The 15,840-nt window shown below is 56.5% G+C and carries 13 protein-coding genes; 6 read left to right on the forward strand and 7 right to left on the reverse strand.

What is annotated here, in order from left to right; genetic code table 11:
* Positions 1-31: 31 nt before the first annotated feature.
* The 6 genes from AQ1_RS05955 (at position 32) to AQ1_RS05980 (ending at position 5,970) form a co-directional block, all read left to right on the forward strand.
* Positions 32-976: a histone deacetylase family protein gene (locus AQ1_RS05955; protein ID WP_042085336.1), complete on the forward strand. Its 945-nt coding sequence runs from the start codon at positions 32-34 to the stop codon at positions 974-976.
* A 196-nt stretch (positions 977-1,172) separates the two neighbouring features.
* Positions 1,173-3,080 carry a 2-oxoacid:acceptor oxidoreductase subunit alpha gene (locus AQ1_RS05960; protein WP_042085274.1) on the forward strand — a complete coding sequence of 636 codons (1,908 nt, stop codon included), beginning with the start codon at positions 1,173-1,175 and terminating at the stop codon, positions 3,078-3,080.
* A 5-nt stretch (positions 3,081-3,085) separates the two neighbouring features.
* The gene (locus tag AQ1_RS05965; protein WP_042085276.1) at positions 3,086-4,105 is read left to right on the forward strand and encodes a 2-oxoacid:ferredoxin oxidoreductase subunit beta; all 1,020 of its coding nucleotides are present in this window, start codon (positions 3,086-3,088) and stop codon (positions 4,103-4,105) included.
* A 163-nt stretch (positions 4,106-4,268) separates the two neighbouring features.
* Positions 4,269-4,886, forward strand: coding sequence for an RNA polymerase sigma factor (locus AQ1_RS05970; protein ID WP_150007054.1), 618 nt, complete (start codon positions 4,269-4,271; stop codon positions 4,884-4,886).
* The gene (locus AQ1_RS05975; protein WP_150007053.1) at positions 4,883-5,428 is read left to right on the forward strand and encodes a hypothetical protein; all 546 of its coding nucleotides are present in this window, start codon (positions 4,883-4,885) and stop codon (positions 5,426-5,428) included. The genes AQ1_RS05970 and AQ1_RS05975 overlap by 4 nt, the downstream gene beginning before the upstream one ends.
* Positions 5,425-5,970 (forward strand): periplasmic heavy metal sensor, encoded by a 546-nt coding sequence (locus tag AQ1_RS05980; protein ID WP_042085283.1) that lies wholly within the window; start codon positions 5,425-5,427, stop codon positions 5,968-5,970. Before AQ1_RS05975 ends, AQ1_RS05980 begins: the two co-directional genes overlap by 4 nt.
* 24 nt (positions 5,971-5,994) lie before the next feature.
* On the opposite strand, the gene AQ1_RS05985 is transcribed toward AQ1_RS05980, so the two are convergent.
* From AQ1_RS05985 to AQ1_RS06015, 7 genes are all read right to left on the reverse strand, one after another.
* Positions 5,995-6,951, reverse strand: coding sequence for a ribonucleotide-diphosphate reductase subunit beta (locus AQ1_RS05985; protein ID WP_042085286.1), 957 nt, complete (start codon positions 6,949-6,951; stop codon positions 5,995-5,997).
* A 36-nt stretch (positions 6,952-6,987) separates the two neighbouring features.
* Complete coding sequence (locus AQ1_RS05990; RefSeq protein WP_052371038.1) at positions 6,988-9,858, reverse strand: phosphoenolpyruvate carboxylase; 2,871 nt, start codon at positions 9,856-9,858, stop codon at positions 6,988-6,990.
* Positions 9,859-9,866: 8 nt separating this feature from the next.
* The gene (locus AQ1_RS05995) at positions 9,867-11,156 is read right to left on the reverse strand and encodes a serine hydrolase domain-containing protein (RefSeq protein ID WP_052371039.1); all 1,290 of its coding nucleotides are present in this window, start codon (positions 11,154-11,156) and stop codon (positions 9,867-9,869) included.
* A gap of 9 nt (positions 11,157-11,165) precedes the next feature.
* On the reverse strand, positions 11,166-13,085 hold the full coding sequence (locus tag AQ1_RS06000; RefSeq protein WP_042085289.1) for a ribonucleoside-diphosphate reductase subunit alpha: 1,920 nt from the start codon (positions 13,083-13,085) through the stop codon (positions 11,166-11,168).
* A 386-nt stretch (positions 13,086-13,471) separates the two neighbouring features.
* A complete protein-coding gene (locus tag AQ1_RS06005; protein ID WP_042085292.1) occupies positions 13,472-14,422 on the reverse strand; it encodes an acetyl-CoA carboxylase carboxyltransferase subunit alpha in 951 nt (316 codons plus the stop codon).
* Positions 14,423-14,491: 69 nt separating this feature from the next.
* Positions 14,492-15,478, reverse strand: a complete 987-nt coding sequence (locus tag AQ1_RS06010; protein WP_042085295.1) for an HpcH/HpaI aldolase/citrate lyase family protein — start codon at positions 15,476-15,478, stop codon at positions 14,492-14,494.
* A 59-nt stretch (positions 15,479-15,537) separates the two neighbouring features.
* The gene (locus AQ1_RS06015; protein WP_081837117.1) at positions 15,538-15,807 is read right to left on the reverse strand and encodes an SPOR domain-containing protein; all 270 of its coding nucleotides are present in this window, start codon (positions 15,805-15,807) and stop codon (positions 15,538-15,540) included.
* Between the last annotated feature and the right edge of the window lie 33 nt (positions 15,808-15,840).

Raw genomic sequence — 15,840 nt, forward strand, 5'->3', positions numbered from 1 at the left:
CTTATCCCAATTGGTTTTAATTTCAATGGTGATGCCCCCTGATCAACCGCTTTCAGCGCATCGCCTGCCTATCGTGCATCATCCCGGTTATAGCGTTCCTTTGCCCGCAGGCCATCGCTTTCCGATGAACAAATACGGTCTATTATATGCCCGCATTCTGGCCTCGGGCTTCGGCCAGCCTTTAGATGTTCATCAGCCCCCCATGGCCGATGAAGCCCAGCTTTGCCGTGCCCATCACCCCGATTATGTGCGGCTGGTGCTATCATGCAGCCTTAGCCCTGCTGAAGAAAAACGCATCGGCCTGCCGGTCAATAAAGCGGTGGTGGATCGGGCGCGCCTCGCATCGGGGGGCACGATTTTGGCCGCGCGTTTGGCACTGGCCCACGGCATCGCCTGTCAAACCGCAGGCGGCAGCCACCATGCCCATCATGATTTCGGTTCCGGCTATTGCGTGTTCAATGATGTGGCGGTGGCGGCGGCGGTAATGCGCGCGGAAGGCCGGGTGCGGCGGATTTTGATCATCGATCTCGATGTACATCAAGGGGATGGCACAGCGGCCATTTTTAGGGATGTGCCCGAGATAACCACCTTCTCGATTCACGGAGATAAAAATTTTCCCGTGCGCAAAGCCCGCAGCGATTATGATCTCGCCCTGGCCGATGGCACCGGGGATGAGGACTATCTCGATCTTGTGAACAGCCATATTCCGCGACTGATCGCCGCGCATCATCCTGAGCTGATTTTCTATAATGCCGGTGTCGATCCCCATATCGATGACCGTTTGGGCCGCTTTCATCTGAGCCGCGAGGGCTTAAAAGCCAGGGATTGCGCGGTGATCGATCATTGTCGGGGGGCGGATATCCCCCTTGTCACCGTCGTGGGCGGGGGCTATTCCAATGATCTGGAAGCGCTGGCCGGGCTGCATTTTATGGTGATCGAGGCCGCTGCCAGAAAGATGGGCTTTTCTGCTGCATAAGGGGCCTTTGCTTGCACTTGGGGCCAAGCTGTCTTAAATGCAGCCCACAGGCTGGGCTTTGATGCTCAAATTGGTGCGGAAGGGCGGATGTGACAGGTCCACGTCTTCCAGATCGGCCTTGAGGGCCTTATCAGGATTGCGTTAAACGGCACGGATAAACAGATTTTGTGCCGGATATGAAGGACAACGAACAGGCATGGAACCATTCGAAACAGCCGACCGCTTGGAAGCGCTCGATAGCGTTGTCGTGCGATTTGCCGGTGATTCCGGCGACGGTATGCAGCTCACCGGCAGCCAATTCACATCATCCACGGCGCTTGCCGGGAATGATCTGGCGACCTTTCCCGATTTTCCCGCTGAAATCCGCGCCCCTGCCGGCACCACATTCGGCGTCTCGGCCTTCCAGATCAATTTCGGATCGGCCACGGTGCTCACCGCGGGCGACGATCCCGATGTTCTGGTGGCAATGAACCCGGCGGCGCTGAAGGTCAATCTTCATACCCTGCGCGAAGGCGGCATGGTGGTGATCGATACCGGATCTTTTTCAGCCCGCAATCTGCAAAAGGCGGGCTTTGAAAGCAATCCCCTCGATACGCCTTTGCTTGATCGTTTCCGGGTTTTGCAATTCGATATCTCGAAACTGACCCTTGAGTCGGTCAAGGAATTCGGCCTTTCGAACAAAGACGCTCTGCGCTGCAAGAATATGTGGACGCTGGGGCTGATGATGTGGATGTTTTCCCGCCCAAGGCAGGCGGTGATCACCTGGCTCAACAGCAAATTCGCCGCAAAGCCCTTATTGCGCGATGCCAATATTGCCGCCCTCAATGCCGGACATGCCTTTGGCGACACCGCCGAATTGGGCGCATCCATCAAGCGCTATCGCGTGGATCGGGCCCAGGCCGAGCCGGGCGAATATCGCACTGTCACCGGCAGTCAGGCTTTGGCATGGGGCATTGCCGCTGCGGGCCAGCTTGCCAAATTGCCGATCATGTTCGGGTCTTATCCCATCACCCCGGCATCACCCTTGCTGCATGAATTATCACGGATGAAAGAATTCAACGTGATGACTTTTCAGGCGGAAGATGAAATTGCCGCCATATGCTCGGCCATCGGGGCTTCTTTTGCGGGATCGATCGGGGTCACATCAAGCTCGGGCCCGGGTATCGCCCTGAAGGGTGAGGCTTTGGGCCTCGCCATTTCCACCGAATTGCCGCTTTTAGTGGTCAATTCCCAGCGCGGCGGCCCGTCCACCGGGCTCCCCACCAAAACCGAACAATCCGATCTTTATCAGGCGGTTTATGGCCGCAATGGCGATGCGCCTTTGCCGGTGATCGCCACCGCCACGCCGGGCGATTGTTTTGATGTGGCCATCGAAGCCACACGCCTCGCGCTGAAATATATGACCCCGGTGATGCTGCTCACCGATGGCTATATCGCCAATGCCGCCGAGCCCTGGAAGCTGCCTGATTTCAACAGCCTGCCCGGGATCGAAGTGGCGCAAAAGCAATTTCCTGATGAAGGCGTGGCGTTCAATCCCTATGCCCGCGATCCCAAAACCCTTGCCCGCCCCTGGGCGGTGCCGGGCACGCCGGGGCTGGAACATCGCATTGGCGGGATCGAAAAATCCACCGAAACCGGGCATATTTCCTATGATGCCGCCAATCATCAGAAAATGAGCAACTTGCGGGCGGAAAAGATCAACCGCATTGCCGATGATATTCCCCTGCAATCTGTGGCCTTTGGCAAAGAAGGCGGGCGTTTGGCAGTGGTTGGCTGGGGATCGACCTTTGGCCCCATCGATCAGGCGGTGCGCCGCGCCCGGGCCGAAGGGCTGGATGCCAGCCATATCCATATTCGCCATATTCATCCCTTCCCGAAAAATCTGGGGGATCTTTTGGCCAGCTATGATCGGGTGATCGTGGCGGAAATGAATATGGGGCAATTGATCACCGTTTTGCGCGATCGCTTCCTGCTCGATGCCCGCGCCTTCACCAAGGTATCGGGCCAGCCCTTCAAAATTCGCGAATTGCTGGCCGCCATTGAAGAAGAACTCGACCCCGGTTCGGCACAAGGGGCCATCTCCTCTCATAGAGCGGCGGAGTAACCATTATGAACAAGCCCTTAGTTGATCTGACCGCCAAGGATTTCGCCACGGATCAGGAAGTGCGCTGGTGCCCCGGCTGTGGCGATTATGCGATTTTAAAATGCATGCAGCGCACCTTGCCCGAATTGGGGGCAACCCCCGCCAATACGGTTTTCGTATCGGGCATCGGCTGTTCTTCGCGCTTTCCCTATTACATGGCCACCTATGGCTTCCACACCATTCATGGCCGCGCCCCGGCGGTGGCCACGGGGGTGAAGCTGGCCAATCCCGATCTGGATGTGTGGATGATCACCGGCGATGGCGATGGTCTGTCGATTGGCGGCAATCATCTGATGCATGTGTTGCGGCGGAATGTGGATCTCAATATCCTGTTATTCAACAATGAGATTTATGGCCTCACCAAAGGGCAGTATTCCCCCACATCGCGCGAAGGAACACGCTCGCCCTCCACGCCTTATGGTTCGCTGGATCGGCCGATATCGCCGGCGGGCTTTGCCTTGGGATCGGGGGCGCGCTTTGTGGCCCGCACCATCGATACGGCGCAAAAGCACATGCCCGATATCTTCAAGCGCGCCCATGGCCATAAAGGGGCGAGCTTTGTGGAGATTTTCCAGAATTGCATCGTTTATAATGATGGCGTGTTCAATGAATTCACCGAAAAAGCGGTGTTTGCCGATCAAACCCTTGATGTGGTGCATGGCCAGCCGATGATTTTTGGCAAGGATCGCAATAAGGGCCTGATGTTCGATGCTAAAAATTTCCGTCTGGCCGTGGCAAATATTGGCGAGGATGGCGTCGACGAAAGCGATATCCTGATCCATGATGAAACCAATCCCACCCTTGCAACGATGCTGGCAGGCCTGCATCCGCCTGATTTTCCGATGGTGATCGGGGTTATTTTCTGCAGCCCGGCTTCCAGCTTTGATCGGGATATGACCAGCCAGATGAACGCCGTGAAAGCCGAACGCGGAGCCGCCGATATGAATGCCTATCTGCGCCGTGGCTATAGCTGGACCGTGGAATAAACTCTGCCCCGGCGAGCCCGCGATTATATGCCCCTTGCCTGGCCCGCGCCCGGCAGGGGGTTTTTCATAGATGCGTGCAATAAAAGCAAAACTGATAAATAATGATCTTTTCTGGCGCAGGGTTTTGCCTTGGTGCGGCGTATCACTGTGAAAAGAGTCTGAATTGGCAAAAAATGGCTCGATTAATGCGACAGATGATGTGACTGGCGATATGCCCAGCGAGGATGCGGCAAATGGTGTGGAGGCGTCTGACGAAGGTCTGATGGAACGTGTGGCGGAAGGAGACCGGGTGGCCTATGCCATTCTGGTCAAACGGCACGCAAACCGCTTTTTGGCGATGGCCGAACGTATCTTGGGCAATCGACAGGAAGCAGAAGATCAGGTTCAGCACGCCTTCACCCGGCTTTGGGTTCATGCGGCGCAGTTCAATCCGCAAACGGCGCGATTTTCCACCTGGTTTTACAAGATCGTGACCAATGCCTGCACCGATCATTTGCGCAAGAAAAAAACGGTGCCGCTGGCACAGGGATGGGATGCAGAAGATGGGGCGCTCCGGGCCGACAAGAAAATAGAACAGGCAGAGCAAAATGAAGCCCTAAGGCAGGCTTTGATGGGGCTTTCACAACGCCAGAGGATCGCGATCACATTGTGCTATTTTGACGAACTGAGCAATCATGAGGCCGCCCGTATCATGGGAACGAGCATCAAGGCGCTGGAATCCCTTCTGGTGCGCGGGCGCGTGGCGCTCCGCCAGATTTTGGCCGAGGATCAATCTGCATGACCATGAAACGGCATCAATTTTTGCACGCACTGGCCTGCTATGGCGCCGATATCGGCCGCTGGCCCATTGATTTGCGCGCCGATGGGCGATCTTTTCTTGCCCAGATCAGCGAAAAGGATGGCGCCTTTGATCCGCTCATCCTTGAAAGCCTCAAAGCCGCCCAAAGCCTTGATCATCTTCTGGATCGCAGCGCTTCGCCCGGCCCGGCTGATGATGCTTTTCTTCAGCGCCTTCAGGCCATACCCCTTCATCATGGCCAGAGTGCACATCATGGCCAGAGTGCACATTCAAAAGATCGCCCAGGCCTTGCAAAGCCCGCCGCCGATCGCATCGGGGCAGCACTCCCGGCTTTCTGGCGCTCGGGATGGCAATGGTTCTCACCCATGAAAATCGCCGGGCAAACCGCCCTCACTGTGGCGGCGATCATCAGCGGATTATATCTTGGGGCGATGGGCCTTCATAACACCCCCAGCGATCATGTTGATCTCAGCCCCTATCTGATGGGCAATGATCTCGCCTATTATGAGGAGCCGGGCGAATGAATACCCCAAAGCCGCCCTTTGCTTTCACCGGATCTGCGGGCTTTAAGCTGGCCTTGGCGATTTCGGTGATTTTGAATATTTTTCTGGGCAGCATCATGCTGGGGCAGATGATCTTTGGCAAAGATCATCATCATGATCGCAGCAGCAAAAGTGATCGCTATACCCTGCGGATGGAATTGCGGGCGCTTGATTCCGCCCTGCCCGATGAAGCCCGCAAAGCCCTGCGCCAAAGCCTCGATGCGGCCCGCACCGATCTGCGCGCGCAAATCGATGATATTCATGCTACCCGCCGTTATATCCGCGATCTTTTGGCCGCACCGCAATTGGATAGCCCGGCGCTATCGGCGGCTTTTGCCCGCCTCAATCAGGATCTGGCCGCCCTGCAAAGGCCATTGCAATCGATCATCGTTGATTCGGCTGAAAAGATGACAGCAGATCAGCGCGCCGAGATGGCCCGGGCGCTTTCTGCGGCGCAATCCCATGCCTCCAGAAAAGCATCGGATGACAAGAAGGATGATGAAAAAAGCGACGATCCGCGCTGATCGTCCTTGCGGCTCACAGAGCGCTTAAAAAGCCTCCTCCCATGAGCCTTGGGTTGCCGCCTTGGAATATTCGGTTGAGCGATTTTCAAAGAAATTCGTATGTTCCACCGCATTCAGCATGATATCGAGCCACAAAAGCGGGTTTTTTTCCGTGGCAAATAAAGGGGCAAGGCCAAGCTGTGCCAGCCGCCGATCGGCGATATAGCGGATATAGCGCTTCACATCATCCGCCGTCAGCCCCTCGACCGGGCCAAGCTCAAAGGCGAGATCCACAAAAGCCTCTTCATGGCTGACGATGGTGCGGCAGATATCGGCCAGTTCATCACGCAGATCGGCAGTCCATAAATCCGGATTTTCCGAAACCCATGTGCGAAACAGCTTGATGATGCTGTCGCAATGCAGGCTTTCATCGCGGACCGACCAACTCACGATCTGGCCCATGCCCTTCATTTTATTGAAGCGCGGGAAATTGAGCAGCATGGCAAAGCTGGCAAAAAGCTGCAGCCCTTCGGTAAAGGCCCCGAAAACGGCCAGAGTAATCGCTATATCGCGGGGGCTATCGGTATTGAAGCGCTGCATATAATCATATTTGTCCTTCATTTCCTTATAGTGGATGAAGGCCGAATATTCGGCTTCCGGCATCCCGATGGTATCGAGCAGATGGCTGTAAGCGGCAATATGCACCGTTTCCATATTGGAAAAAGCCGCCAGCATCATCTGGATTTCGGTGGGTTTGAACACTTGGGCATAGTGCTTCATATAGCAATTATTCACCTCGATATCCGATTGGGTGAAAAACCGGAAAATCTGGGTCAAAAGATTGCGCTCGCCATCGCTCAGCTTCTGACGCCAATCCTTCACATCTTCCGCCAAAGGCACCTCTTCGGGCAGCCAATGGATGCGCTGCTGGGTGAGCCATGCCTGATAGGCCCAAGGATAGCGAAAGGGTTTATAGGCAAGGCGATCTTCGATCAAAGACATAAGCGCTTTTCTTCCTTCAAGGCAAAAACACACAGCCTATCCATGAGCATGAAAGGCATTGGCCACCGCCACCGAGATGCTGAGCAGGCCATCATAAACAATTTCGATGGGATCGATCAGCCGGTGATTGATATCGCTGTAATTGGCCGCCGTTTCATCGGGATAATCCGATTTTTCATGCAGATTGAAATCATCGGCACTGGGCGCGGTATCGGGATAGGCTTCTCGCAGCAGGGCAACGGCTTCGGGAATCCGCAATTCAAAAACCAGCTCCATGATATCGGCCCGGCTGATATCATTGCGCGCCGAAAATTGCGGGATTTTAGCGGCCAGCAAAAACAGATGCTGGATAAGGGCAATCCGCACGGCATGCAAAAGGGCGAGAAAATCCCGTTCGCCCGCATCCAAAACCTGTTGATCCTCGCCGGTTTCATGCAGCAATCGATGAAGCAGCAATTCATCGATCCGCAACCGGGTGGATAATTCCAGCATCGCCCCGAAGCGATCATCGCGTTCCAGCCTGTCGGCGATATAAAGGCAGGCTTCGGTCAGATGGCCCTGATCCGCCCCATGGGGCCGTGCCGCCCAATAGCCCCCATCGAAAAGCGTGCCATAGGCCATCATCGTGCGCAGGCTGGCGCGGGTGCGGCTGGCCACCACCATATCCATCAGATCGGAAAAGCGCCGGCTTTCCCGCCGCCATTCAGAAAAAGGCTCGCGGCCCTTGCGGGTGGCCTGCCCAATGCCCCCCAGCACATTCACCGGATAGCCAAGCTGCTGCAAAACCGCATTATGGGGAATGGCCCGCACTTTCGATAGATCGGGACGTTCGCCCGAGCCGCTTTCAAATTGCCGACGGGCCTTGCGCGATCCGGTGGTTTTCAAAAGCGCCAGCCCGAAAGCCGACAAAGTGCGATGATACGCACCCGAGCCCATCAGCGATTCCTGAAACCGCATCACCCGGCGAAAGAAATCAAGGGTGATATCGGGGGCTTTATAAAAGCTGTCTTCATCGGCTTCGGAAACTCGCTGGTCCAGCCCTTTGCGATATTCAAAAATACGGGTGAAAACCGCCAGCGCCAGATCGGTGCTTTTGAACCATAAATAGCCATCGCCGCCCTGAAAGCTGGTTTCATGACGGAGGCGGAGCCCGCGCTCTTCAAAACGCTTGCGCGCCCAAGGAGATAAAACATGATCGAGCCGGGCCGCGAAGGAAGCGGGATGCGCCCCGCGCCCCATCGATTCGCCATGGGTATTAAAAATCAGACATTCCAGATCGCCCAAGCCGTGGCTTTCCACCAAACGCGCCATATTGGCCTGCAATCGCTCGATCGACAGGGACGCAGGAATTTGACCGATGAACCGCCCGGCATCGGAAAATCCGGTTTGAATGCTGATCCGCCCCCGCGCCTTCACCGCCTTGCGATAAGCGGGCTGGCTGAACAGAACATCCAAAAAGCGTTCCCCGCCCTCAAGCGCCGGGGGGGTTTCAAATAAGGGGGAAATATCCACATGATGATCCACCCCAAATAAACGCGCCAGATAAACCGCGGCCAGCACGGTTGAGGGGCGTTCGCATTCGGCAATCAAAAGCCGGATATCAGAATCCGCATCGATATGCTTGATGAACTGCGCAATGGTCAGGAATTGGCGCACGGCGGTGGTCGATTCCATCGACAAGGCTGCAAAATTCACCGCCAGCGGCGCTTCATTTTCATAAAGATCGTTCAAGGCGATGAGCGCCCCACGGCTGGCCAGATCCACCGGCTTATCGCGATCCAACCGCCGCCGCACCGCATTATGCAATTGGGTGGCATTCATCCGAAAATGCACCCGGCCAGCCCCCAGGCCATAGCATTCCATACGCGCCGCCAAAATCATCAATGGCAGGCTGATCGCATCATCAGGATGCGCTGCCGCCAAAGCATGCAGGCGTTCGATCACCGGGCGCAGGCTGATGAGCCGCCCCGGCCCCGGATCGGTGAGCCAATTGGCAGCAGCGGTAAAGGCCGGGGCCTGATCAAGGGGTTCGGAAAAAAGGGCAATCGCCCGGCGACTATGGCCCAAAGCAGTTTCCAAAACGGCCTTGATGGCATCCATCTCGGTGGTGATCGCCTCGCCACAGGCCGCAAGGGGCATCTGATCGATATCCGCCAGATACCAGCCAAGCTGGCTTTCTTTTTCCATCAGCCGCAGGCGCACACAATCGGCCCAGCCGATATCGGTGCGGCCATCCATATCATAGCCCACCCAGCTTGCCAGATCGAAAGGCCGGGGCCGCAAATCCAGCCAGCGTTTGCCATAATGGGCTTTCGCCACCTCATAAAGCAGGCGGCAAAAAGTGCTGTGGGCGGCGCGGGCGGTGGCAATGGCGGCCAGCACCTGCTGATGCTCGTCGCTCAATGTCGGAGCTTTGTGATCCCCCTCATCGGTGCCTTTCCGATGCACGCCGGTCAGGGCATGGATCAGCTTTTCGCTTTGGGATGGCGACAGCAAAAAGGTGGGATGGGCGGTAAAAACACAGCCAAAGGCCGCCCGCCCCCAGCGTTCGGCAAATTCATCGAACTCCAGATTTTGGGCATCGTCTTCAAAAATGGCCCGCAGGCGCTGCTCATTATCTTCGCTTTGCAAAGGCTCCAGCATGGCCTGCATCCAGCCCGCCCGATCCTTCAGGGAGCGATCCAGCAAATGCCCGCATAAACGGCTCAGATCCTCGCGATCCAAACGGCCGCTTTCGATTCGTGTAGATAAATCGCAGGCCAAACGCCAGATCGGATTGAAACCGGGATCTTCCTTGCGGCGCAAGCGCAGATCTTCCAGCCGTGCCAAAAGGCGTGCTTCCAGATCACGGCTATCGATCAAGGGGCTATCGGCCCCGGTTTTGTCAGGGTGCTGGGATGGGGTCATGGGTCTCGTCAGTCTCCGTTTAAAGGGCACGCACTGCGGCGCAGGAACGGATCGGGGCAGGTCAAGCGCAGCCAATCTTTATCTTCAAGGCGCAGATGCGCATCAAAAAGGGTTGGCATGATCGACCAGCCACGGTCGCTCATGGAATTCCACAAGGCAACCACGCCCAATCCGCTTTCGGGCATGAAGGCAATCTGGGCCCGATAGCCATCAAGGCCGCCATTATGCATCACCAGATCACGCCCGGCATAATCATAAATCCGCCAGCCCAGACCATAATAGGTTTCCCGCACCCGATCCTTCAGCCAGCGGATTCGCCGCAATTCGGCCCGGGTTTTCACACGCGGACTATGCAAAATCGAAAGCGCTTCGGGGCTGAGGATTTCGGGGGCCGCCCCCATCTGCGCCGCCAGCCACAAGGCCATATCCTGAATACTGGCATTCACCCCGCCTGCCGATGGAACCTGATAATAGGCATCATCAAGCCGCGCCTGCTGCCAGCCATTGCGCCCGAAAACATAAGGCCGCGCCCAATTATCATCCTGAGTGAACCCGGCCATGCCATAAGAGGCATCAGCCATCTTCAAAGGTGCAAACAGCCGTTCGCTGACGGCGCGCTCGAAATCAAGGCCCGTGGTGCGCAAAACCACCGGTTCAATCAGGCTATAGGCAATATTTTGATAGCTGTAGCAATCGCCCGTGGCGCAGATCAGCCGCACCTTGGCCAGACGATCAAAAATATCCGGCACCGGAATATGGGCTTCCAAAAGATTATCATAGGCATAAGGCGGCAGGCCGGTCCGATGGGAGAGCACATGCTCGATGGTCAGCCGGGTGGCGGCCTGGGGCCGGATCAAGGAAAAGGTCGGGGCATAGGGCCGGATCGGATCATCAAGCTGAAGCTGGCCCGCCACCACGAGCTGAGCCGCCATGGCCGAGGCGAATCCTTTTGATAATGACGCGATACGAAAGCGGGTATGAGCATCGATGGGTGCGCCATTATCCCGATTGCGAACCCCATAGGTGCGCAAAAGCGCGATTTCGCCCTGATCGACCACCGCCACCGCCAGACCGACAAAATCTTCTCCCTTGGCGGCTTCATCAAGCTTTCGGGCAAAAGCGGCAATCGAATGATCCGGGGCCATCTGCGGCGTGGGCGCCAGGCGCATCTGGGCCCGGGCCATTGGCACCACGATCACCGCCATAAAGGCTGCGAAAGCCAGCATGATAATCATCAAAGCCCTGATCAGGGCCCGGATCAGAGCCTTGTCATTTTCATGATCCCAAAAAATACGCATTTCAAAAGATCATTGGCAGGCAAGACATTCATCATAATCTGTTTTGCTGGCATCATAATCAGTAATGTCCGGATCGGTCTTATTCTGATCATCGCCGATAGCCGCCACAAGGGGGATTTCGATGCCATCGGGCGAGGGCGGGCGATCATCGGATGCCGCAGCCGCAGGTGCCATGCGATCAGACACCACATCGGCCCGTTGCAAGGATTTCGAACGGCAATAATACAGGCTTTTCAGGCCCTTTTTCCAGGCGCTGAAATGAATTTGATGCAGATCGCGCTTATGAATATCGGCGGGGATGAACACATTCACCGATTGCGCCTGATCAACGAGCGGCGCGCGATCCGCCGCCAGATCAACCACCCAGCGCTGATCCAGTTCGAACGCGGTTTTGAACACCGCCTTTTCATCATCGCTCAGAAAATCAAGATGCCGCACCGATCCTTCGCGGGTGGTGATGGATGACCAGATGTCCTCATCATTGCGGCCTTTTTCTTCCAAAAGCGCGATCAGATGCCGGTTTCTAACATTAAAGCTCCCCGATAAGGTTTTGTGAACATAGGAATTTCCGGCAATCGGCTCGATCCCCGGCGAGGTACCGCCGCACAAGGTGGAAATCGAGGCCGTGGGGGCAATCGCGGTCTTGTTGGAAAAGCGTTCAAGCATCCCATAATCTTCGGCATCAGGGCAGGCACCGCGTTCTTTGGCCAAAGCTTTCGAGGCGGCATCCACATCTTTTTTGATGTGATTGAAGATCTTGAAATTCCAGGCCTTGGCCATGGCCGATTCAAAGGGCACCATCCGGCTTTGCAAAAAAGAGTGAAAGCCCATCACCCCAAGCCCCACCGAGCGTTCGCGCATCGCCGCATAGCGGGCATGGGCATGGCCATCCACATCAACGGTTTTATCGATATAATCCTGCAAGACATTATCGAGAAAGCGCATCACATCGGGAATGAAATCAGGCACATCGCGCCATTCCAGATAGCGTTCCAGATTGAGCGACGACAAACAGCACACCGCCGTGCGCATGGCTCCCAGATGATCGCGTCCGGTGGGCAAAGTGATTTCCGAGCACAGATTGGATGTTTTGACGGTCAGCCCCGCAAGCTTGTGATGTTCAGGAATGGCGCGGTTGACGCTATCGGAAAACACCAGATAAGGCTCGCCGGTTTCCACCCGCGCCGTCAGCAGCCTGATCCACAGGGATCGCGCCGAAACTGTGCGCACCACATGGCCATCTTTGGGGCTGGTCAGCGCCCAGTGTTCATCGGCTTCCACCGCCCGCATGAAGGCATCGGGGATCTGCACCCCATGATGCAGATTAAGCGCCTTGCGATTGGGATCACCGCCAGTGGGCCGGCGCAATTCAATGAATTCTTCGATTTCAGGATGGCTGACCGGCAGATAAACCGCCGCCGAACCGCGCCGCAATGATCCCTGGCTGATCGCCAAGGTGAGCGAATCCATGACCCGCACAAAAGGAATGATGCCGCTGGTTTTGCCAACCCCGCCCACCGTTTCGCCAATCGAGCGCAGATTGCCCCAATAGCTGCCAATGCCCCCGCCCTTGGCGGCCAGCCACACATTTTCCTGCCACAAAGAAACGATGGAACCGAGATTATCCTCGGCCTCGTTCAGAAAACAGGAAATGGGCAGGCCCCGATGGGTGCCGCCATTCGATAAAACCGGCGTGGCGGGCATGAACCACAGGCGCGAAATATAATCATAAAGCCGGGCGCTGTGGGCGCTGTCATCGCCATAATAGCTCGCCACGCGGGCAAACAGATCCTGATAGGATTCGCCGGGCATCAGATACCGGTCTTCCAATGTTGCCTTGCCGAATTCGGTCAGCAATGCATCGCGCGTACGATCAACTGAAACCGCCGCACGGTGTTCGAAATGGGTGACCTCAAACACCTTGCTCATCCTTGCTCTTTTAAGGGCCTTCACTTCAGGGTCGATCAGTATGGCCGCATGAGGATACTGATTTTATGAGCACAGGAACATATGTCGAACAAAAAAATAAAGTGCTTTTTGTTCGGCCCTTTAACCAAAGATATGACAGGGCAGGCAGGGCCATCTCACAGTTCTGTGTCAGGGGGATGATCCTATGGAAAAGGCGGCATCCGGTCAACATTCTGATGAAAAAATATTCCCGCACACCATATCTTGTGTGTGAAATGAGGGGTCATGGCCAAAAACCCCTGAAATGAGCGAGTCGCCGCCTTCGGCTCAGCGAGCCTGATCCAGATATTGATCCGCGCGGGAAAGGATTAATAAAAGCCGCACGCCATGGCGCGATCCATCGCCCCTCAGGCCCGCCCGATAGCCAGAAAGCGTTCGCGCCGCAATTGCCGCAAACGATCCGCCGGGATGCCATCCATTTCATTCAAGGCATCCTGCACCGCTTCACCCAAAGATTGGATGGCCCGGCCCGGCTCGCGATGGGCCCCGCCCAAAGGCTCGGGGATGATGGCATCCGCAACCCCCAGTTTCAGCAGGTCCTGTGCCGTAATCTTGAGGGCGGTTGCCGCATCCTTGGCCTTGTCGGCGGTGCGCCATAGGATCGAGGCACAGCCTTCGGGCGAGATCACCGAATAAATGGCATGTTCCATCATCAAAACCTTATTGCCCGCCGCCAAAGCCACGGCACCGCCCGATCCGCCCTCGCCCACAATGGTGGAAACAAGAGGCACAGACAGGCGCAGGCAGCGTTCGGTGGACCGCGCTATGGCTTCGGATTGGCCGCGTTCTTCGGCACCGATACCGGGATAAGCCCCGGGGGTATCCACAAAGCTTAAAATCGGCAATTGAAAGCGATCCGCCAGATCCATCAGGCGCACGGCCTTGCGATAGCCTTCGGGCCGGGCCATGCCGAAATTATGCCGGATCCGGCTTTCGGTATTCGCGCCCTTTTCATTGCCCATCACCATCACCGCCCGGCCATTGAAACGGGCCAGACCGCCAATGATGGCATTATCCTCGCCAAAGGAACGATCCCCGGCCAAAGGCGTAAATTCGGTGAACAAACTCGCCAGAATATCGCTCAGATGCGGCCGTTCGGGATGGCGGGCCACCTGCGCTTTCTGCCAGGGCGAAAGCCCGGCATAGGTTTCGCTCAACATCCTGTCGCGCTTGGATTGCAGCCGATCCACCTCATCGCTGAGATCCAGACTGCCTTCATGGCCGGATAATTTCCGCAGATCGCGAATGCGGCCTTCAAGCTCGGCAATGGGTTTTTCAAAATCGAGAAAGGTAATCATTCATCCATCCACACAGATTTCAGAGGCAAAGTGGTGCCGCCGATGCCATGAGTCAAGCATCCATGGTGATCAGCTGCTTGCCACATCCATCGCTTTTGCCTTTTTGATCATGGCTTTTGCCTGCCGGATCGAGGCCAGATCGATCAGCTTGCCATCCAAAGCCACCGCGCCCTGGCCACTGGCTTCGGCCTTTTCCATGGCATCCAATATCTTTTGAGCTTTGGCAAGCTCATCGGCAGACGGGCTGAACACCGCATTGGCCAAAGCCACCTGACTGGGGTGGATCGCCCATTTGCCTTCACAGCCCAAAACCATGGCCCGGGCGGCATGGGCGCGAAATCCGGCTTCATCGGAAAAATCACCAAAAGGCCCATCGATGGGGCGCAAGCCATGGGCGCGGGCGGCCACCACCATCTGCCACACCGGATAATGCCACATATCGCCCCAATGGATATCGCGCCGGCCACCATCATCCAAGGGATCGGTGAGCACCGCATAGCGCGGATTGGGGCCGCCGATCTGGGTAGTATCGGCATGCACCGAAGCGGCAAAATCGGCCACCCCGAAATGCAGGCTTTCATTGCGCGGGCTGGCCCCGGCAATGGCATAGGCATTGGCCAGCCCCATGGCCGATTCGATGATCAATTCAAAACCGATGCGTTTTTTGCGGCCCCGCGCCCGTTCCACCTGGCTCACCAGAACATCAAGGGCATAGACATCCGCCGCCACCCCCACCTTTGGCAACATCATCAGATCAAGGCGTTCGCCGGTTTTCTCCAGCACATCCACCACATCGCGATAGGTCCAGGCGGTATCCAGCCCATTGAGCCGCAGGGAAACGGTTTTCTCCCCCCAATCGAGATCATTGAGCGCCTCGATCACATTGCGGCGCGCTTCATCTTTCAGGGCGGGCGAGACCGAATCCTCGAGATCGAGAAACACCACATCCGCCGCCGATTGTGCGGCCTTTTCCAAAAACCGCCGGTTCGAGCCGGGCACCGCCAGTTCGGATCGATTGAGCCGCGCCGGGGCTTCAGTGATTTCGGTAAAGCTCATGATCGGGCCTTTCTGTCATCATTGGCACAGTGCATCTTTTGCACTGCAACAATAGCAATCTATTTCTCAGGTGCCAGATAATAGCATGAGAACCCTGCCGATTTGAGGGCATTGCACCGGCTGTTGGCCGCCCCGCGCGAGGCAAAAGGACCGATCTGCAGGCGATAAAAGGTGCCGCGATCCGCAATATCGGCGGGTATGATCTGATGATCGAGCCCCGCCAGCAGATCGGGGGCGGCGGCGCGCATGGCCTCCCATTCTTTTTGGGCTTCGGATTCTGAACGCAGGGCCATCAATTGCAGCCGCCAACTGGCGATGAAGCGTTCCAGATCAAGCCCCGGGGGGTCAGGGGGGGGAGATCA

Origin of the sequence: Iodidimonas nitroreducens, from assembly GCA_000710935.1 — a bacterium.
Taxonomy (GTDB): domain Bacteria; phylum Pseudomonadota; class Alphaproteobacteria; order Sphingomonadales; family Rhodothalassiaceae; genus Iodidimonas; species Iodidimonas nitroreducens.